The organism is Inquilinus sp. YAF38 (assembly GCF_052113205.1).
In the GTDB taxonomy this organism is placed as follows: Bacteria; Pseudomonadota; Alphaproteobacteria; order DSM-16000; family Inquilinaceae; genus Inquilinus.
This window is the reverse complement of sequence record NZ_JBFRCU010000001.1, coordinates 118580-138275: the sequence shown is the minus strand read 5'-3', so window position 1 is coordinate 138275 and position 19696 is coordinate 118580. Positions and strand designations below refer to the sequence as shown.

Annotated in this window: 17 protein-coding genes; 8 read left to right on the top strand and 9 right to left on the bottom strand. The window is 70.1% G+C overall.

Going from position 1 to position 19696, the window contains the following annotated elements; genetic code table 11:
- Window positions 1–90: 90 nt before the first annotated feature.
- The 6 genes from AB4Z01_RS00695 to betI form a co-directional block, all read right to left on the bottom strand.
- Window positions 91–936, bottom strand: a complete 846-nt coding sequence (locus AB4Z01_RS00695) for an ABC transporter permease subunit (RefSeq protein WP_441689507.1) — start codon at window positions 934–936, stop codon at window positions 91–93.
- Window positions 933–1874, bottom strand: coding sequence for an ABC transporter permease subunit (locus tag AB4Z01_RS00690; protein WP_441689506.1), 942 nt, complete (start codon window positions 1872–1874; stop codon window positions 933–935). The genes AB4Z01_RS00695 and AB4Z01_RS00690 overlap by 4 nt, the downstream gene beginning before the upstream one ends.
- Window positions 1871–3019: an ABC transporter ATP-binding protein gene (locus tag AB4Z01_RS00685; protein WP_441689504.1), complete on the bottom strand. Its 1149-nt coding sequence runs from the start codon at window positions 3017–3019 to the stop codon at window positions 1871–1873. The genes AB4Z01_RS00690 and AB4Z01_RS00685 overlap by 4 nt, the downstream gene beginning before the upstream one ends.
- 362 nt (window positions 3020–3381) lie before the next feature.
- Window positions 3382–4485: a polyamine ABC transporter substrate-binding protein gene (locus AB4Z01_RS00680; protein ID WP_441689502.1), complete on the bottom strand. Its 1104-nt coding sequence runs from the start codon at window positions 4483–4485 to the stop codon at window positions 3382–3384.
- 291 nt (window positions 4486–4776) lie between these two features.
- A complete protein-coding gene (locus AB4Z01_RS00675; protein ID WP_441689501.1) occupies window positions 4777–5955 on the bottom strand; it encodes an acyl-CoA dehydrogenase family protein in 1179 nt (392 codons plus the stop codon).
- Window positions 5952–6611, bottom strand: a complete 660-nt coding sequence (gene betI, locus AB4Z01_RS00670) for a transcriptional regulator BetI (RefSeq protein ID WP_441689499.1) — start codon at window positions 6609–6611, stop codon at window positions 5952–5954. Before betI ends, AB4Z01_RS00675 begins: the two co-directional genes overlap by 4 nt.
- A gap of 194 nt (window positions 6612–6805) precedes the next feature.
- Here betI and AB4Z01_RS00665 point away from each other — a divergent pair, with 194 nt between their 5' ends.
- The 4 genes from AB4Z01_RS00665 to AB4Z01_RS00650 all read left to right on the top strand — a co-directional run bounded on the left by AB4Z01_RS00665 (window position 6806) and on the right by AB4Z01_RS00650 (window position 12755).
- Window positions 6806–8149 carry an aspartate aminotransferase family protein gene (locus AB4Z01_RS00665; protein WP_441689497.1) on the top strand — a complete coding sequence of 448 codons (1344 nt, stop codon included), beginning with the start codon at window positions 6806–6808 and terminating at the stop codon, window positions 8147–8149.
- A gap of 230 nt (window positions 8150–8379) precedes the next feature.
- Window positions 8380–9999 carry a phytoene desaturase family protein gene (locus AB4Z01_RS00660; protein ID WP_441689496.1) on the top strand — a complete coding sequence of 540 codons (1620 nt, stop codon included), beginning with the start codon at window positions 8380–8382 and terminating at the stop codon, window positions 9997–9999.
- Window positions 9986–11545, top strand: coding sequence for a phytoene desaturase family protein (locus tag AB4Z01_RS00655; RefSeq protein WP_441689495.1), 1560 nt, complete (start codon window positions 9986–9988; stop codon window positions 11543–11545). The genes AB4Z01_RS00660 and AB4Z01_RS00655 overlap by 14 nt, the downstream gene beginning before the upstream one ends.
- A gap of 1 nt (window position 11546) precedes the next feature.
- Window positions 11547–12755 carry an aminomethyltransferase family protein gene (locus AB4Z01_RS00650; RefSeq protein ID WP_441689493.1) on the top strand — a complete coding sequence of 403 codons (1209 nt, stop codon included), beginning with the start codon at window positions 11547–11549 and terminating at the stop codon, window positions 12753–12755.
- A gap of 25 nt (window positions 12756–12780) precedes the next feature.
- Here the strand turns inward: AB4Z01_RS00650 and AB4Z01_RS00645 are convergent, their stop codons facing one another.
- Entirely contained in the window at window positions 12781–13131 is a 351-nt protein-coding gene (locus AB4Z01_RS00645) for a hypothetical protein (RefSeq protein WP_441689491.1), read from the bottom strand.
- Window positions 13132–13331: 200 nt separating this feature from the next.
- Here AB4Z01_RS00645 and AB4Z01_RS00640 point away from each other — a divergent pair, with 200 nt between their 5' ends.
- From AB4Z01_RS00640 to AB4Z01_RS00625, 4 genes are read left to right on the top strand one after another with little or no spacing between them, the layout of a single operon-like run.
- On the top strand, window positions 13332–14591 hold the full coding sequence (locus AB4Z01_RS00640) for a sarcosine oxidase subunit beta family protein (protein ID WP_441689489.1): 1260 nt from the start codon (window positions 13332–13334) through the stop codon (window positions 14589–14591).
- A gap of 11 nt (window positions 14592–14602) precedes the next feature.
- Window positions 14603–14878 carry a sarcosine oxidase subunit delta gene (locus AB4Z01_RS00635; protein ID WP_441689488.1) on the top strand — a complete coding sequence of 92 codons (276 nt, stop codon included), beginning with the start codon at window positions 14603–14605 and terminating at the stop codon, window positions 14876–14878.
- Window positions 14875–18006 (top strand): 2Fe-2S iron-sulfur cluster-binding protein, encoded by a 3132-nt coding sequence (locus AB4Z01_RS00630; protein ID WP_441689486.1) that lies wholly within the window; start codon window positions 14875–14877, stop codon window positions 18004–18006. The genes AB4Z01_RS00635 and AB4Z01_RS00630 overlap by 4 nt, the downstream gene beginning before the upstream one ends.
- Window positions 17999–18613, top strand: a complete 615-nt coding sequence (locus tag AB4Z01_RS00625) for a sarcosine oxidase subunit gamma (RefSeq protein WP_441689484.1) — start codon at window positions 17999–18001, stop codon at window positions 18611–18613. Before AB4Z01_RS00630 ends, AB4Z01_RS00625 begins: the two co-directional genes overlap by 8 nt.
- Before the next feature lie 139 nt (window positions 18614–18752).
- Here AB4Z01_RS00625 and AB4Z01_RS00620 read toward each other — a convergent pair whose 3' ends face one another.
- Window positions 18753–19094, bottom strand: a complete 342-nt coding sequence (locus AB4Z01_RS00620) for an STAS domain-containing protein (RefSeq protein ID WP_441689482.1) — start codon at window positions 19092–19094, stop codon at window positions 18753–18755.
- A gap of 21 nt (window positions 19095–19115) precedes the next feature.
- The gene (locus AB4Z01_RS00615) at window positions 19116–19556 is read right to left on the bottom strand and encodes an ATP-binding protein (RefSeq protein ID WP_441689480.1); all 441 of its coding nucleotides are present in this window, start codon (window positions 19554–19556) and stop codon (window positions 19116–19118) included.
- Window positions 19557–19696: the final 140 nt, after the last annotated feature.

Below are 19696 nucleotides of genomic sequence, written 5' to 3'. Positions count from 1 at the left end.
GACCCGAATCCAGGCCGCAACGAACACCCAACGGGACGAAGCGGAAACGGGTTCCTTGACCTGCATTTACGCAAAAATCGATGGTGATCTTTATGCCGATCCACCCCCGGCGGCGGCACGACGGCTGTCGCGGGCCTTGCGGGCGTCGCGGCGGTTCAGGATCACGGCGCTGGCGATGACGAAGCTGGCCACCACCAGGATGATGATCGTCGCCAGCGCGTTGATGTCCGGCGTCAGCCCCAGCCGGACCTTGGAGAAGATCAGCATCGGCAGGGTGTTGGCGCCGGGGCCGGAGGTGAAGGTGGCGATCACCAGGTCGTCCAGCGACAGGGTGAAGGCCAGCAGCCAGCCCGACACCATGGCCGGCGCCAGCAGCGGCAGGGTGATGTCGACCATCACCTGCCAGGGCCGGCTGCCGAGATCGGCCGCCGCCTCCTCGATCGACGCGTCCATGTCGGCCAGGCGCGACTGCACCACCACCGCGACATAGGCCATGCAGAAGGTGACATGGGCGATGGTGATGGTCATGGCGCCGCGGCCGGACGGCCAGCCGAACGTATCCTCCAGCGCCACGAACAGCAGCAGCAGCGACAGGCCGGTGATCACCTCGGGCATCACCAGCGGCGCCGTGACCATGCCGGCCAGCAGCAGGCGACCGCGGAACCGGCCGAACCGCGCCAAAGCGATGCCCGCCATGGTGCCGAGCGCGGTGGCGATGGTGGCGGAGACCGCGGCGATCTGCAGGCTCAGCAGCGCCGCGTCGACCACCTGCCGGTTGCCCCACAGCGCCGCATACCACTTGGTCGAGAAGCCGCCCCAGACCGTCGCCAGCCGCGACGCGTTGAAGGAGAACACGATCATCGAGGCGATCGGCCCGTAGAAGAACACGAAGCCGGCCACCAGCCAGAGGGTGAGGAAGCGGGACCGGCCCCTCATGCCTCACCTCCCCGCGCCTGGCGGTTCTGGAACCACAGGATCGGCAGCACCAGGACCAGCAGCAGCACCACCGCCACGGCCGAGGCCACCGGCCAGTCGCGATTCGAGTAGAACTCGCTGAACAGCACCTGGCCGATCATCGGGCTGGACGGGTTGCCGAGCAGCGCCGGGATCACGTATTCGCCGGTCGCCGGGATGAACACCAGCAGCGACCCGGCGACGATGCCGGGCAGCGACAGCGGCAGGGTGACGTCGACGAACACCCGCCAGGGCCGCGAGCCAAGGTCCATCGCCGCCTCGACCAGGCTCTGGTCCAGCTTCTCCAGCGTCACGTAGAGCGGCAGGATCATGAAGGGCAGGTAGGAATAGACGATGCCGAGATAGACCGCGAAGTCGGTGTTCATCATCTCGATCGGCTGGTCGAGGATGCCGCTCCAGACCAGGAATCCGTTGAGGATGCCCTGTTTGTTGAGGAGCCCCATCCAGGCATAGATGCGCAGCAGGAACGAGGTCCAGAACGGCAGGATCACGAACAGCAGCAGGATGTTGCGCGCGCCGGGCGAGGACCGGGCGATGCCGTAGGCGACCGGATAGCCGCAGACCAGGCACAGCGCGGTCGAGATCAGCGCGATCTTGACCGAGTTCAGGTAGCCGGCGAGGTAGAGCCAGTCCTGGGTCAGGAAGACGTAGTTGCGCAGCGAGGCGGTGACCGCCGGCCACGCCCCCTCGCCCCATTCCAGCAGCGCCGAATAGGGCGGCCGGCCGACGATGCTCTGGGCCAGGCTGATCTTCAGCACGATCAGGAACGGCACCAGGAAGAACAGCACCAGCCAGACCGTCGGCACGCCGATGATCAGGCCGCGCCAGGCGTCGCCGACCCGGCGCAGGGCCCGGCGCCAGAAGGGCGTCGCCCCTCCAGGGTCCGGAACCGCGGTCATTCGGTCAGCAGCAGCGCCGCGGCGGGGGACCAGGACAGCCAGACCCGGTCGTCCCAGTCGACCGGCCGGTCCTCCTCCCGCCCGCGACGGTCGTTCTGCCGGCTGACCGAGACCAGCCGGCCATTGCCGAGCCGCACCCGGAACAGCGAGCGGTCGCCGAAATAGCCGAGGTCGTAGACCATGCCCTGCAGCGTGTTGGCGGCGCCCTGCGGCGGCTCGCGCCCGATCGCGATCTTCTCCGGCCGCACCGCGACCGAGACCGGGGTGCCCGGCGCCACCGCCCCGGCATGGGCCACCACCAGCGGCCCGGCCTGCTCGGTCGCCACCGTCACCCGGCCATCGGCCGCGCTGTCCACCGTGCCGTCGAACAGGTTGATCGAGCCGATGAAATCCGCCGAGAAGCGGCAGTTCGGGTATTCGTAGATGTCGGTCGGCGTGCCGGTCTGCACGATCCGGCCGCGGTTCATCACCGCGATCCGGGTCGACAGCGCCATCGCCTCCTCCTGGTCGTGGGTGACGACGATGAAGGTGACGCCGACCTGGTCCTGGATGTTCATCAGTTCGAACTGGGTCTGCTCGCGCAGCTTCTTGTCGAGCGCCGCCAGCGGCTCGTCGAGCAGCAGCAGCTTCGGCTTCTTCGCCAGGGCCCGGGCCAAAGCGACGCGCTGGCGCTGGCCGCCGGACAGCTGGTGCGGGCGGCGCGGGCCGAAGCCCTGCAGCTGCACCAGCTCCAGCAGCTCGGCCACCCGGTCGCGCCGCTCGGCCGGGGTCATCGCCTCGTGCTTCAGCCCGTAGCCGATGTTCTTCTCCACGCTCATATGCGGGAACAGGGCGTAGGACTGGAACATCATGTTGACCGGCCGCTCATAGGGCGGCGCCCGGGTGACGTCCTGGCCGTCGATCAGGATGCGACCGGCGCTCGGCGTCTCGAAGCCGGCGAGCATGCGCAGCAGCGTGGTCTTGCCGCAGCCGGAGCCGCCGAGCAGGCAGAACAGCTCCTTGCGATGGATCTCGAGATCGACCGCGTCGACCGCGATGAAGTCGGCGAATTTCTTGGTCAGGCCTTCAATACGCAGGATCGGTTTGGCCTGCGGATCGAGCCAGGGCCGGTCCTTGATGTCCGGATAGCGCTCGGCGGTGGGCATCTCTAGGGGCGACGTGGGTTCTGGCGGCGCGAACCCCCTCCCCCTGGCCCCCTCCCGCCGCGGGCTATCGGGTTCATAGATCTCCGAGCGCACTCCAATTGCCTCTCCCGCTTGCGGGAGAGGTCGGGCTCGCGCAGCGAGACCGGGTGAGGGCCGTTCGGCCGCGACGCCAGGGTCGGTGTTTCAGGACGGGTCGGATCATGCGCTCGCTCCTGGGAGAACGGTGCTTTCGGCGAGGCCGCTATCCCCTCACCCGGACATCCTTCGGATGTCCGACCTCTCCCGCAAGCGGGAGAGGCAATCTGGTCGTATACCGGCCGTCGGTATTGGAGGGGGTTGCCGATGACACGCACCGCCCGCCCCTACTGCCCGGCCTTGATCTGGCTCCAGGCCCGGGTGCGCAGGCGCAGCGCCTCCTGCGGCAGGTCGGCCGGGACGTAGAGCTTCGCCCGCGTCGCCGCGTCCGGGTAGATCGCCGGGTTCTCCAGGATCTCCTTGTTGACGAACTCCGCCGACGCCTTGTTGGCGTTGGCGTAGTTGGTGAAGTTGGTGGCGGCGGCGATCACCTTCGGCCGCAGCATGTAGTTGATGAAGATCAGCGCGTTGTCGGGATGCGGCGCGTCGGACGGGATCAGCCAGCCGTCGAACCAGGCCGGGCCGCCGCTGTCCGGCACGGCATAGGCCAGGTCGATCTTCACCCCCGCCTCCGCCGCCCGGCTGGCGGCGGTGGCGTAGTCGCCGGACCAGGAGAAGGCCAGGCACAGCTCCTGGTTCGGCAGCTGGTTCAGGTAGTTGGCGGAATCGATCGCCTTGACGTATTGCCGGATCGGCCGGAACAGCGCCGCCGCGGCCTCGTAATCCTCGGCCTTCTGCGAGTTCGGGTCGCGGTGCAGGTAGGACAGCGCCAGCGGGATCATGTCGGTCGGCGATTCCAGGATCGAGATGCCGCAATCGGCCCATTTCTTCGCCAGGTCGGGCTTGAACAGCATGTCGAGCGAGGTGACCGGCGCATCGGGCATGCGCTGCTTGATCATGTCGACATTATAGGCGAAGCCGACCGTGCCCCACATGTACGGCACGAAGTATTCGTTGCCCGGATCGTGGCCGGCGACGACCTTCAGGATCTCCGGGTCGAGATTGCCGTAATTGGTCAGCTTCGACTTGTCGATCTTGCTGAACACCCCGGCCTTGACCAGCGGCGGGATCAGATGCGAGCCGTGCAGCACGACGTCGTAGCCGGAATGGCCGGCCATCATCTTGGCGTCGACCGTCTCGGACGCGTCATAGGTGTCGTAGACCACCTTGATGCCGGTCTCGGCCTCGAAATCCTGGATCGTGGTCTCGCCGATATAGTCGACCCAGTTGTAGACGTTGACGACCTTCTCCTCCTCGGCCTGCGCCGCGGCGGCGCCGAGAAGGATGGCGGCCGCGGCCAGCAGCCCGATGGCCAAGGGGGAACGCGTCATCGCCTGGCTCCCTATGTCGCCTCACCTGCCGGCCGGTTGTCTGTTCGCCGCGGCCGTCGGCTTTCCCTATTCAGAGCCCGCTTCGCCGGGATTCTCCAGCGGATTCTTGTCGGCTCGATCCAGTCAGAACAGCAATCCATCCCTTTGCCGTCATTCCCGCGAAAGCGGGAATCTCTTTCCGGTCAGGGCGTGACGAGATCCCCGCTTTCGCGGGGATGACGATTGGGGGATTCTGAAAAGGCCTCGCCAGGCGGGAGAGGCAACGCGTCTCGCCGGCTGGTCCGCCCGCCCTCATCCTCCGATCGTGCCCTTCAGCCCGCGCTTCAACAGGGCGCCGGCGATGATCAGGCGCTGGATCTCGCTGGTGCCCTCCCAGATCCGGTCGACCCTGACCTCGCGGTAGAAGCGCTCGGCCACGTTCTCGCGCATGTAGCCGCGGCCGCCGAAGATCTGCACCGCCCGGTCGGCGACCCGGCCGGCCATCTCCGATGCCAGCAGCTTGGCCACCGAGCAGCGGGCGTGCAGCGCCTTGACGTCCAGGCCGCGGTCATGCGCGGCCGCCGCCTCATAGGTCACCAGCCGCGCGGCGTGCAGCTCGGCGACGCTGTCGGCCAGCATCGCCTGGACCAGCTGGAACCGCGCCATCGGCTCGCCGCCGATCCTGCGCTCCGCCGCGAAGGCCGTCGCCGCCTCGATCAGCCGCTCGGCCGCGCCGCAGCAGCGCGCCGCGATCATCAGCCGCTCGCGCCGGAACCAAGCGTGGATGAAGCCCATGCCCTGCCCCTCGGCGCCGATCCGGTTCGCCGCCGGCACCCGCACCCCATCGAAGCGCAGGATCGGATGGTGGTGGCGGTAGCTGTGGGTGTAGGCCGGGCTGCGGACGGTGCTGAGCCCCTCGGCCGGCATTTCGACGAAGAACAGGGCATGGCCGCCATCGGCTTCGCCGCCGCGGACCTTGGCCTGGACGATCACCGTGTCGGCCAGGTTGGCGCTGGTGACGTGCCATTTCTCGCCGTCGATGACGTAGTGGTCGCCGTCGCGCCGCGCGGTGGTGGCGATGTCGTCGACGTCGGAGCCGGCGCCCTCCTCCGTCACCGCGGTGCAGACATGCCGCTCGCCGCGCATCAGCGGCAGGATGAAGCGGTCGATCTGGTCCGGCGAGCAGGCCTCGAACATCCAGGACTGCGCCTCGCCATAGCACCAGGCCAGGGCGTTGGTGACCCGGCCGGTCTGCTCCGCGATCGCCACCTGGTCGAGCAGCGGCAGCTGCAGCCCGCCATGGCGCTTCGGCGCATCGATCCGCGGCAGTCCGAGCTCGAGCGCCAGCCGCTCATGCCGCGCCGCGACCTCGGCCGGGATCTCGCCGCCGGCCAGCTCCGCCCGCTCCTCCCACGGGATCAGCTCGGCCTCGACGAAGCGGCGGATCTTGCCCTGCCAGTCGCGGGCGCTGTCGGGGAGCGTGAAGCTCATGGCACGGTGCCTTTCAGGGGCGGCCCGTCCCGGGTGAAATGCTTGGGGAAGACCGAGACCAGCATCTCGACCGCGCAGGCCCGGGCGTCCTCGCGGCCGAACTCCTTCGGCCCCATCATCACATGCAGCCACAGCCCCTCCAGCAACCCGTTCAGGCTGCGCGCCAGGAGGTCCGGCGACTGCCCCGCCGCCGCCAACTCGCGGCACAGGTTGAGCAGGGTCAGGTGGTAGTCCTGGTCGTTGGCGCTGCACAAAGCGCGGTAATGCGGCCGGGTCTTGGCCTCGCCCCAGAAGGCGCACCAGGCGGCGATCTTCCTCGGATTGCAGATCTTCCGATCGAAATCGGCCAGGACCAGGGCCCACAGCTTGTCCGCCGCGGCCGGCCCGGCCTCGTGCAGGGCGCGGCGCCAATGGGCGCGATACTCGTCGGACAGGTAGCGCAGCGTCTCGACGAGCAACTTCTCCTTGCTCTCGAAATGGAAGTTGACGATGCCGCGCGACAGGCCGGCGCCGTCGGCGACCACGGCCATCGTCGTCTCCTCGTAGCCGCGCTTGGCGATGGCGTCGATCGTCGCCTCGATCAGCTCCTGCCGCCGCAGCTCCTTCGACTGCCGCCGCCCCCCATTCACCTTTCTCGCGGCCTGGCCTTCGGCCATCGGCACCCCCATAAAATCTCCACAAAAGCCTAGCATCGGCGCGGGGTTCTGGAAAGATACTGAATGAACATCCAACAAGCTTCTAATTGAACGTTCATTCAACACGATGGACAGAAACGGCCCCGCCATGCCATTCTGGGCCTCCGAAATCGCGGCCCCAGAACCGCCGGACCAACGACACAAGGACCGCTGCCATGACCCGCAGCCTGGCGCGCAGCAACGCGCAATTCCGTCGGGCGTCGACCCGCCTGCCCCTCGGCGTCGCCTCCAACTTTCGCTACTGGGGCGACGACCGGACCATCTATGTGAAGCGCGGCCGCGGCGGCCGGATCTGGGACCTCGACGACAACCCCTATGTCGACTACCGGCTGGGCTACGGCCCGGCGATCCTGGGCTATGCCGACCCGCGGGTGGACGAGGCGGCGCGGCAGGGCATGGATATCGGCGGCGTCTTCGCGTTGTCGACCGAGCGAGAATTCACCGTGGCCGAGCGCATCGCCAGGATGATGCCGGCGGCGGAGCTGGTGCGCTTCTCCAACTCCGGCACCGAGGCGGTGATGGCGGCGCTGCGCCTGGCCCGCGCTTATACCGGCAAGGACTCCTACGTGCTGGTCGAGGGCAGCTATCACGGGCTGTTCGACGCGGCGATGTGGCTGGTGGCGCTGGACGACTGGGATCCGTCCCGGACCGACCGCGAGCCGGCGATCATGCCCTATTCCCAGGGCGTGCCGGAGGCGGTGCGGCCGCTGGTGCACCTGACGCCGATGAACGACGCCAACCGGCTGGAGGACCTGCTGCGCCGCCGCTCGCACGAGATCGCAGCGATGCTGATCGAGCCGATCATGGGCAATTGCTGCGGCATCACCGCCGATGTCGCCTATGTCCGCGCCGTGCGCGAGCTGTGCGACCGCTACGGCGTGCTGCTGATCATCGACGAGGTCAAGTCCGGCTTCCGCGTCGCCCGCGGCGGCACGCAGGAGCTGATGGGCGTCAAGGCCGACATCACCACCATGGCCAAGGCGATGGCCAACGGCTATCCGATCGCGGCGATCGGCGGGCGCGAGGACATCATGCGCCGCTATGGCCGCGGCGTCGCCCATGGCGGCACCTACACCGCCCATTCCGTGGCGCTGGCCGCAGCCGAGCGGACGCTGCAGATCCTGGACGAGACCCCGGCGCTTGAGACCATCGCCGCCTATGGCCGCCGGCTGCAGGCCGGGATCAAGCGGGTCCTGGATGCCCGCGGCGTGGTCCATTGCTTCGCCGGCCACCCGTCGATGGGCGGGCTGTTCTTCGCCCCGACGCCGCCGCGCGACTACCGCGACTGGAAGCGCTCCGACTACAGCTTCTACGACGCGCTGGCGCGCGAGCTGCATGAGGAGGGGGTGCTGTGCGAGCCGGATTCGCGCGAGCCCTGGTTCATCTGCGAGGCGCATGACGACAGCTGCCTGGCCGACACGCTGGCTGGGTTCGAGCGCGCCGTCGACCGCACCCTGGACAAGGGCGGCGACGCGGCGAAGCGGGCCGTGGCACACTGACCGGCAGATCGGGCGGAGACAGAGCCCATGGGGGGAATTGCAGCCGGAGCGTTTCGCATTGCCTCTCCCGCTTGCGGGAGAGGTCGGAGACGCGAAGCGGCTCCGGGTGAGGGCTCTTTGTCGAGGCCCGGGCCAACCCTCGCCCGGACATCCTGGCGGATGTCCGACCTCTCCCGCCAGGCGGGAGAGGCAACGCGCTCTGCTTTCCCCGCCAACTGCGCTGCTATCCCATGAAGACCTGGGACATCATCGTCGTCGGGGCCGGGCACAACGGGCTGGTGGCGGCCGGCTACCTGGCCCGCGCCGGGCTCGAGGTTCTGGTGCTGGAGAAGAACGACTGGGTCGGCGGCGCCGCGGTCAGCCGGTCGCTGCATCCCGGCATCCTCTATTCCAACTGCTCCTATGTCTGCAGCCTGCTGCGGCCGGAGATCATGCGCGACCTGGAGCTGCCGCGGCACGGGCTGCAGGTCATCCCCTATGAGGGCGGCGCCGTGTTCACCCGCGACGGCGACGCGCTGGCGACCTACCGCCAGCACGATGCGCACCGGCGCGAGATCCAGCGCTTCTCGCTGCGCGACGCCGAGGCCTATGACCGCTATTCCGCCGACGTCACCCGGCAGTGCCGCTTCATCCGCCCGTTGCTGCTGCGCACCCCGCCGGACCCGACGTCGATCCGGCCGCGCGACCTGCAGGAGCTGCTGTATCTCGGCCGCAGGTTCCACGACCTGACCGAGACCGAGATGGCCGACACCATCCGGTTCTGGACCATGAGCATCGCCGAGTTCCTGGACGAGTACTTCGAGAACCCGGTGGTGAAGGCCAGCTTCGCCCTGTCCGGCATCATCGGCACGGCGCTCGGCCCCTGCTCGCCCGGCTCGGCCTATGTGCTGCTGCACCACTATATGGGCGATGTCGACGGCGCCACCGGGGCCTGGGGCTTCGCCCGCGGCGGCATGGGCGCCATCACCCAGGCCATGGCCGGGTCGCTGCGCGCGGCCAAGGGCGAGATCCGCACCGGCGCCGCGGTCGAGCGCATCCTGGTCGAGAACGGCAAGGCGGCCGGCGTGGTCCTTGCGGGCGGCGAGGAGATCCGCGCCCGGCAGGTCGTGTCCAACCTCGACGTCAAGCGCACCTTCCTGACGCTGGTGGAGGAGCGGGAACTGCCGGCGCCTTTCGTCAAGCGGGTGCGGAACTTCAAGATCCGCGGCTCCTCCGGCAAGGTGAACATCGCGCTGGACGCCCTGCCCCGCTTCCCGGCGCTGCCCGACGGGTCGCCCTGCATCCGCGGCGACATGCACTTCACCGACAGCGTCGAGCGGATGGAGCGCGGCTATGACGACTGGAAGGCCGGGCGCTGGTCGGCCGACCCGTTCCTGGACATGATGATCCCGACCACGCTGGACCCGACCATGGCGCCGCCGGGGAAGCATTTCATGAGCTGCTTCGTCCAGTACTGCCCGCCCAAGGTCGAGGGGCGCGACTGGACCGACGCCGACCGCGACGCCTTCGGCAAGACCGTGATCGACCAGATCGCGGACTACTCCCCCGGCTTCCGCGACCTGATCCTGCACGCCGAGATCCGCACCCCGCGCGAGCTGGAGGCCGAGGTCGGGCTGACCGAGGGCAACATCTTCCAGGGCGAGCTGACCTTCGACCAGATCCTGTTCAACCGGCCGGTGCCCGGCTATGCCCAGTACCGGTCGCCGGTGGCCGGCTTGTACATGTGCGGATCCTCGACCCACCCGGGCGGCGGGGTGATGGGCGCACCGGGCCGCAACGCGGCGTCGGAGATCCTGCGCGACCTGAAGCGCAAGCCCGCCCTGATGAGCGACGCCTATGACGTCCTGTGACGCCATCGTCATCGGCGGCGGCCACAACGGCCTGGTCTGCGCCGCGCTGCTGGCGCGGAAGGGCCGCAAGGTGGTGCTGCTGGAGGCGGCCGGGGAGATCGGCGGCGCTGCCCGGACGGTGGAGTTCGCGCCGGGCTTCCGCGTCTCGCATGTCGCGCATGTGCTGAACCAGCTGCATCCGGAGGTGATCCGGGCGCTCGACCTCAAGCGCCACGGACTGGCCCTGGCCGGGACCAACATCCCGACCACGGCGCTGTCGGCCGATGGACGGCATCTGGCCCTCCATGGCGCCTTCGGCGAGCGGCTGGCGGGCGACCTGCCGGCCGGCGAGGCCGAGGCCTGGGCGGCGCTGCGGGCCCGGCTGCTGCGCTTCGCCGGCGCCCTGCGGCCTTTCCTGACGCAGGTGCCGCCCCGGTTGCGCGGCGGCGGGCGCGGCGACGCCCTGGCCCTGGGCAAGCTCGGCTGGGCGATCCGCCGCCTGGGCCGCGAGGAGATGCGCGAGTTCCTGCGCATGATCCTGATGGATGTGGCCGATGTGCTGGAGGAGGAGCTGTCGGATTCGCGTCTGATGGGGGCCGTCGCCTTCGACGCGGTGCTGGGCACCCATCTCGGCCCGCGGTCCCCGACCTCGCTGCTGGCGCTGCTGCACCGGCTGGCCGGGCAGGCCGATGGCGTGCCGGCGGCGCTAGCCCTGCCGAAGGGCGGCATGGGCGCGGTCGCCGCCGCCATCGCCGCCGCGGCCCGGGCCGCCGGGGTCGAGATCCGCACCAACGCGCCGGTGGCGAAGATCCTGGTCGGGGCCGACCGCGCCGTCGGCGTCGTCCTGGCGGACGGGGCGGAGATCCGGGCGCCGATCGTCGTCTCCGGCGCCAATCCGCGCACGACCTTCCTCGACCTGCTCGGGCCGCGGGCGCTGGATGCCGGCTTCGTCCGCCGCATCGGCCATGTCCGCATGCGCGGCAACGCCGCCAAGCTGCATCTGGCGCTGGACGGGCTGCCCGAGGGGCTGGACCCGGCGCTGCTGGCCGGGCGGCTGGTGATCGCCCCGGGCATCGACGCGGTCGAGGCCGCCTTCAACCCGGCGAAATACGGCGAGGCCTCGCCCGAGCCGGTGCTGGAGGCGGTGATCCCGTCCCTGACCGACCCGTCGCTGGCTCCCGCCGGCAAGCATGTCATGTCGGTGGTGGCGCAATACGCCCCGGCCGAACTGCGCGGCGGCTGGGAGGCCGGCGGCCCCGCCTTCCGCGACAGCATCCTGGCGGTGCTGGAGCGGCGCCTGCCCGGCCTGTCGGCGCGGGTGCTGGCGGCGGAGCTGCTGACCCCTTCCGACCTGGAGGCGCGCTACCGCATGCCCGGCGGCCATTGGCACCATGGCGAGCTGGCGGTCGACCAGATGATGATGCTGCGCCCGGTGCACGGCGCCGGCCAATACGCGACCCCGGTGCCAGGCCTGTATCTGTGCGGCGCCGGCAGCCATCCCGGCGGCGGGGTGATGGGCGCCGCCGGCCTGAACGCCGCGCGCCGAATCCTGGCGGAGGCCCGCTGACATGCGCCGCCCCCTGCCCCGCGACCATTTCCGCCGGCCCCTGCTGCAGTCGCCGTTCCATCCCCGCCTGGCCGCGCTGATGCAGGCCGAGGACTGGTACAATTGGGGCGGCTATGTCTCCGCCCGCACCATCCGCGATGCCGAGCAGGAATACTTCGCCATCCGCAACGCCGCGTCGCTGTTCGACCTGACGCCGATGGTGAAGTACCGCATCGCCGGGCCCGAGGCCGAGGCGTTCCTGGACCGGCTGACCGTGCGCGACATGTCCAGGCTGGCGGTCGGCCGGGTGCACTACACCTGCTGGTGCGACGATGACGGCCATGTGCTGGACGACGGCACGCTGTTCCGGCTGGCCCCGACGGAGTTCCGGCTGTGCTGCCAGGAGCGGCACCTGAACTGGCTGCTCGATTCCGCCATCGGCTTCGAGGTCGAGATCGCCGAGGAGACCGAGCAGGTGGCCGCCCTGGCGCTGCAGGGCCCGACCAGCCGCGCCCTGCTGACCCGCGCCGGCTTCGACGGCATCGAGACGCTGAAGCCGTTCCAGATCCGCGACTTTCACCTGGACGAGGGCCGGGTCACCGTGTCCCGCACCGGCTTCACCGGCGACCTGGGCTACGAGCTGTTCGCCGAGCCCGAGGCGGCGCTGGCGCTGTGGGACCGGCTGTGGGCGGCCGGTCCATGGCACGGGCTGCAGGCGATCGGCTTCGAGGCGCTGGACCTGGCGCGGCTGGAGGCCGGCTTCATCATCGCCAACAGCGACTTCATCACCGCCGAGACCGCCATCCGCGTCGACCGCCGCCGTACGCCGGACGAGATCGGCCTGGGCTGGCTGGTCGACGACAAGAAGGCCGCCTATTGGACCGGCAAGCGCGCGATCCTGGCCCAGCGCCGCGACCGGTCGGCCCGCTGGTGCCTGGTCGGGCTGGACATCGACGGCAACGTCCCGGCCGACCACGCCATCGTCTACCACAAGGGCAAGGTGGAGGCCGGGCAGATCAGCGCCGCCGCCTGGTCGCCCTCGGCCAAGCGCAACATCGCCCTGGCCTCGCTGCGCCGGCCCTATGGCGACACGCTCAAGGACGATCTCTGGGTCGAGATCTACGCCCTGCGCGAGCTGGTCTATCACAAGCTGATGGTGCGGGCCCGGGTGGTGGACCGGCCCTTTTATGACCCGCCGCGGCGCCGGGCCACGCCGCCGGCCGAGACCTGAGAGGGCCCTGACGGCCAGCCCGCGGTCACCAGCGGCGGCCCCGGTGGCCGCGATAGCCCCAGCCGTCGTTGCGCCAACCGTCGTTGCGCCAGCCTCGGCGGCGCCAGCCGTCGTCATAATGATCGTCCGAGGCCGCCGCGGCGACGGCGAGGCCGCCCAGCGCCAACACGCCCACGGCCAGCGCCGTGTTGGTGTCCTGCTGCTGCCGCTCATATTGGGCCTGGTACGACAGCTGGCCGAGCGCATTGCAGGCATCGGGATCGCCGTAGGAGCATTGCTGCGAGGCGTAATTCAGCTGCATCTCGCTCGGCGTCGGGCCGCAGGCCACCAGCAGCGCCAGGGCGCCGATCCCGCCGACACGCCACACACCGGTCATCGCGTCGTCTCCTGCCGACACCCGATCGGCCAGAGGCGACGCTGACTCCGAATTGAAGCAAGAATATGGTGGCATGCGTCTCCTCAGGCCRTCTGCTCGGCCTGCGCTGCAACATCCCCCTTTCCCCGAACATACAGTGGTGTACTGTATCGGCAGGATCGGGAGATGCCGGGCAAACCCGGCGAAGACGGGGCGGGCGGATGCAGCGGTACTCCTTCCTGTCGCTGGCGCGGAAGGCGCTGGGCGGCCATCGCGGCTGGGAGCCGGCGTGGCGCAAGGCGACGCCGAAGAAGAGCTATGACGTCGTCATCGTCGGCGGCGGCGGGCATGGCCTGGCCACCGCCTACTACCTGGCCCGCAACCACGGCATCACCAATGTCGCCCTGGTCGAGCGCGGCTGGATCGGCGGCGGCAATGTCGGCCGCAACACCACCGTGGTGCGCTCGAACTACCTGCTGCCGGACAACCAGCATTTCTACGAATGGTCGCTCAAGCTGTGGCATGAGCTGAGCGAGGACCTGAACTACAACGTCATGTTCTCGGCCCGCGGCTCGATGTTCCTGGCAACCTCGCTGGGCGGGGCCATGGCGCTGCGCCGCCGCGGCAACGGCATGCGCCTGGCCGGCATCGATGCCGATTGGCTGGAGCCGGACGATTTGTGCCGGATCGCGCCCAATCTCGACTATTCCGATAACGCCCTGTTCCCGCTGTACGGCGCACTGATCCAGCGCCGCGGCGGCACCGCCCGGCATGATGCCGTGGCCTGGGGCTTTGCCCGCGCCGCCAGCGATCTCGGCGTCGACATCATCGAGGATTGCGAGGTGCTGGATTTCCTGCGCGAGGGCGAGCGCGTGACCGGGGTGATGACGACCAAGGGCCCGATCAGCGCCGACCGGGTCTGCCTGGCCACCGCCGGCTCCGCCTCGATCCTCGCCGGCAAGGTCGGGCTGAAGCTGCCAATCGAGAGCCACCTGTTGCAGGCCTTCGTGTCGGAAGGGCTGAAGCCGGTGGTCAATTCCGTCCTGTCCTGGGGCGGCAGCGGCCATTTCTACATCAGCCAGTCCGACAAGGGCGGGCTGGTCTTCGGCGGCGACCTGGACGGCTACAACTCCTACGCCCAGCGCGGCAACCTGCCGGTGGTGGAGGACATCGCCACCGCCGCCATCGCGCTGATGCCGAACCTGTCGCGCACCCGCATCCTGCGGCACTGGGCCGGGGTGATGGACATGTCGATGGACGGCAGCCCGATCATCGGCCTGGCGCCGATCGACGGCCTCTATCTCAACATGGGCTGGTGCTATGGCGGCTTCAAAGCCATCCCGGGCTCCGGCTGGGTCTGCGCCCACACCATCGCCAATGGCCAGCCGCATGAGCTGAACCGGCCCTTCACGCTCGACCGGTTCGAGCGCGGCCGGATCATCGACGAGAACGGCGTCGGCCCGGTCGCGAACCGGCACTGAGGAGCAGACAGATGCGAATCCCCTGCCCTTGGTGCGGCCCGCGCGACCTGTCCGAGTTCTTCTATGGCGGCGATGCCGAGACGCCGCGCCCGGCGCATGACGAGACGGCGGCGGCGCCGTGGTTCGACCATGTCTATCGCCACGACAATCCGCGCGGCACGCACCGGGAGTACTGGCAGCACAACTATGGCTGCCGGTCCTGGATCCTGGTCACGCGCGACACGCTGACCCATGAGATCACAGCGGCCGAGCCGCTGCGGCGCCCGGCAGCGGGGGGTGGCCGATGACCTCGCATCGCCTGGCCCAGGGCGGGCTGATCGACCGGTCGGCGCGGCTCGGCTTCCAGTTCGACGGGCAGCGCTACCAGGGCCATCCCGGCGACACGCTGGCCTCGGCCCTGCTGGCCAACGGAATCCGGCTGGTCGGGCGCAGCTTCAAGTACCACCGGCCGCGCGGCATCCTGTCCGCCGGGTCGGAGGAGCCGAACGCACTGGTCGAGCTGCGGACCGGCGGGCGGCACGAGCCCAACACCCGCGCCACCATGGTCGAGCTCTACGATGGGCTGGTGGCGCAGAGCCAGAACCGCTGGCCGTCCCTGGCCTTCGACGCGCTGGGCGTGGTCAACAGCGTGCTGGCCCCGGTGTTCCCGGCCGGCTTCTACTACAAGACCTTCATGTGGCCGGCCTCGTTCTGGGAGCCGGTCTATGAGCGGATCATCCGCCGCGCCGCCGGCCTCGGCACCGCAGCGACGGAGACCGACCCCGACCGCTACGAGCGCCGCCACGCCTTCTGCGACGTGCTGGTGGTGGGCGGCGGCCCGGCGGGGCTGAGCGCCGCTTTGGCCGCGGCCGAGGCGGGCGCCCGGGTGATCCTATGCGACGAGGGCGACCGCTTCGGCGGCGCCCTGCTGGGCGAGGACGAGCCGGTAGAAGGCCGGCCGGCGATGGATTGGGTGGCCAAGCGGCTGGCGGCGCTGCGGGGCTTCGGCGACCGGGTCACGCTGGTGCCGCGCGGCACCGCCTTCGGCCTTTACGACCACGGCACAATCGGGCTGGTCGAGCGCGTCGCCGACCATCTCGCCGAACCGCCGCCGCACCTGCCGCGCCAGCGCTTCTGGACCATCCGCGCCGCGGCGATCGTGGTCGCAGCGGGGGCGATCGAGCAGCCGCTGGTGTTCCCGAACAACGACCGCMCGGGCGTGATGCTGGCCGGCGCGGCGCATCGCTACGCCCATCGCTATGCCGTGGCGCCGGGCAAGCGGGTGCTGGTGGCCGGGATCGACGACGGCGCGGCCCGCACCGCTTTGGCGCTGAAGCGGCACGGGGTCGAGGTCGCCGGACTGGTCGACAGCCGGGCCGAGCTGTCCGGACCGCTCGCAGAGGAGCTGCGCACGGCCGGGATCGCGGTTCATGCCGGGTCGACCGTGCGTGGTGTCAAGGGAAAGCTGGGCATCGACGGCGCCCGCATCGGCCGGGCAGATGGCAGCGGCAAAGCGGTCGCCGTCGACTGCGACGCCATCGCCATGTCCGGCGGCTGGATGCCGACCACGCATCTGCTGAGCCAGCGTGGCATCCGCCCGAAGTTGGACTGGATCCGCGGCGGTTTCGTGCTGCCGGATCTCGACGGCCCGCTGCTGGCCGCCGGCGCCTGCGCCGGCCGCGCCTCGACCGAAGTGGCGATCGCCGACGGGTTGGCGGTGGGACGGCAGGCGGCGCGGATTGCGAAGAGCCACCGGCAAAAGCTTGGCGCGTCGCCTCTCCCGCTTGCGGGAGAGGTCGGGCTCGCGCAGCGAGACCGGGTGAGGGTGTTTGTCGAGGCCGGTGCCAGCCCTCACCCGGACGTCCTGGCGGACGTCCGACCTCTCCCGCCAGGCGGGAGAGGTAACACGAACGGCGTTGGCGTCACGGACCGCCCAGTCCCTGCCCCGGCCACCGCGCCGCATGTGGCGGACCCGCAGGTCGGTGGCAAGGCCTTCGTCGACTTCCAGAACGACGTCACCGCCGCCGACATCCGGCTGGCGGCGCGCGAGGGCTTCACCTCGCCCGAGCACATGAAGCGCTACACCACCCAGGGCATGGCGACGGACCAGGGCAAGACCTCGAACGGCCCGGCCATGGACATCCTGGCCGATGCCCGCCGGCTGCGGCGGGGCGACGTGGCGGCGCCGACCTTCCGGCCGCCCTACACGCCCGTCGCCTTCGGCGCCATCGCCGGCCGGTCGGTCGGCTGGCACGCCTACCCGACCCGGCGCCCGCCCTTCCACGAGATCCAGCGGGCCGACGGCGCCGTCTTCATCCGCTCCGGCGGCTGGCTGCGGCCGCATTACTACCCGCGGCCGGGCGAGGGCCTGGGCGAGGCGTCGCTGCGCGAGGCCCGCTACGTCCGCTCGCGGGTCGGGGTGTTCGACGTCTCGACCCTGGGCAAGGTCGACGTTAGCGGTCCTGACGCGGCGGCGTTCCTGGAGCGGCTCTACGTCAACCGGATCGAGACCCTGCCGGTCGGCCGGTCGCGCTACGGCATCATGCTGCGAGACGACGGCATCGTGCTGGATGACGGCACCGTCACCCGGCTGGCTGAGGACCGCTTCTACGTCACCACCACCAGCGCCAAGGCGCATGACGTGGTGCGGATGATGGAGCGGCTGACCGAGGTCGACTGGCCGGAGCTGCGGGTGGCGGTGACCGAGCTGACCGAGGCCCGCGCCGCCCTGGCCTTGACCGGGCCCGACACCCGCGCGGTGCTGGCCCGGCTGGTCGGCGATGCCGCGGATGTCTCGAACGGGGCCCTGCCCTTCATGGCGGCGCGTGACGTGACGCTCGATGGCCTGCCGGTCCGCATCCTGCGCGTCAGCTTCACCGGCGAGCTGGGCTACGAGCTGCATGTCGAGGCGCAGCATGCCCACGCCCTGTGGCACCGGCTGATCGCGGCCGGCGAGCCGATCGGGCTGCAGCGCTTCGGGCTGGAGGCGCTGGAGCTGCTGCGGATCGAGAAGGGCTTTCTGACCGGCGCCGAGATCAACGGCCAGGTCACCCTGGCGGATCTGGCGCATGAGCGCTTCGCCAAGCGCGAGGGCCACTACATCGGCAAGCCGATGGCGCAGCGCGAGGGCTTGGCCGACCCGGACCGGCCGCGGCTGGTCGGGCTGGTGTCGGAGACGGGCGAACCGCTGGTCGCCGGCGCGCATCTGGTCGAGGGCGGCATGTACCGCCCGAACGAGCCGACCCAGGGCCACGTCACCTCGACTTGCACCAGCCCGGTGACCGGGCTGCCGATCGGCCTCGGCTTCCTGGCCCGCGCCAGGGACCGGATGGGCGGCACCATCTTTGCCACCGACCCGCTGCGCGGCAGCCACATCAAGGTGCGGGTGGTCGAACCCTGCATGTACGACCCGAAGGGGGAGCGCGTCCGTGGCTGAGACCTTGCCCAATCCCATCGAGGCGCTGTCGACCCTGGATGCCGACGGCCTGAGCTTCCGGCCCTGGCATCCTGCCGCGATCCTGCAGCTTGCCGCCTGGGGCGAGGACTCCGCCGCCGCGATGGCGCAATGGGAGCGCGGCGTGTTCGGCGCCTTTATCGCCGGGGCCGGCGCGACGCTGACGGCGGGCGGGCTGCGGCTGTGGCCGATCGCCCCCTGGCGCCGGCTGCTGATCGCGGAGGCGGAAACGGCCCTGCCCGACCTGCCGGCGGAGGTCGCCGCGGTGCCCTGCACCGGCGGCTTCGTCGGCCTGCGCCTCGACGGGCCGCACTCGCGCGACCTGCTGGCCAAGCTGGCGGCGGTCGACCTGCACCCGGACATGCTGGCCGAGGGCGACTTCGCCACCGCCCGGCTGGAGCATGTGCGGGTGCATCTGCAGCGCGCCGGCGCCGACGCCTTCGACCTGCTGCTGCCGGTGTCGTATGCCGAATTCACCCTCGGCGCCCTGGCCGACGCCGCGCTGGAATTCGGCGCGCGGATCGACCCGGCGCTGCTGCACCGCCCGACCCCGCCCCAGGAATCGCCGCGGGCGTTCAGCCTGAAGTAGTGGCCTGCCCGCCCTCCCCGTCATTGCGAGGAGGCGAAGCGACGAAGCAATCCAGGGGCCACACCAAACGGCCCTGGATTGCTTCCCCCGGCTCAGGGCCGGGGTCGCAATGACGGTGTTGAGAGCCTAAAAGTCCCGCTCAGGCAAAGGATTTGACCGCCTCGTCCTCGGTGCCGTGGATCTCGAACACGGTGTTGAGCCGTGCGATCGTCAGGACCTCCTGGACCTTGGGCTGGACCGAGACCAGCTTCAGCTTGCCGCCGCGGTCGGACACCGCGGCATGGCTGCTGGCCAGCACGTTGATGCCGGACGAATTGATGAAGTCGACCCCGCCGAGATTCAGCGCGATGTTGGTCGCGCCGCCGTCGAGCGCCTGGCGAACCGCGCCGCGCACGCCCGGATCGTCTCCGCCGACGACAAGCCCGCCGACGACATCCACGATGGTGACTCCGTCCCGGATGCGGGTGGTGACCTTCGCCATGATCTGTCCTTTCCTGTGGTTTCAGTGATCCGGGTGGGGTGGGACCCCGCCCAGCCGCCGGCGCAGGGTGGCGACGGTGCCGCCCCTCGGGCCTGGCCCATGGCCGACCTCGTCCATCAGGGCCCGCATCAGCAGCAGGCCACGGCCGCCCGGCCGAGCCAGGTTCTCCGGCAGCAGCGGATCGGCGACGCCGGCCGGGTCGAAGCCGGCGCCGCTGTCCACGACGCGGATGACGAGGTCTTCGCCGTCGCGGGCGAGCTGGATTTCGACCGGCCGGCCGGGATCCCGGCGATTGCCGTGGATGATGGCGTTGACCACCGCCTCATGCGCCGCCAGGCCGATCCGGTGGCAGGCGTCGTCATCGAGGCCGAGCCGCCGGAGCGCCGCGTCCAGCCGGGCCTGAACCGTGTCCATCGCCTCCAACCGGCTGGGGATCGCGAGATCGAGCAGCACGTCCTGCATGGCAAGCCTATCGCCGGAGTGCGAGAAAGGAAGGCGATGGCATGAACTTCGCCCCTGATGTCGACGCCATCGATCATATCCAATCATCGGCGAATAGGAATTGCAACTTACAAACAGGATCGCTCGATATTCCGATTCTA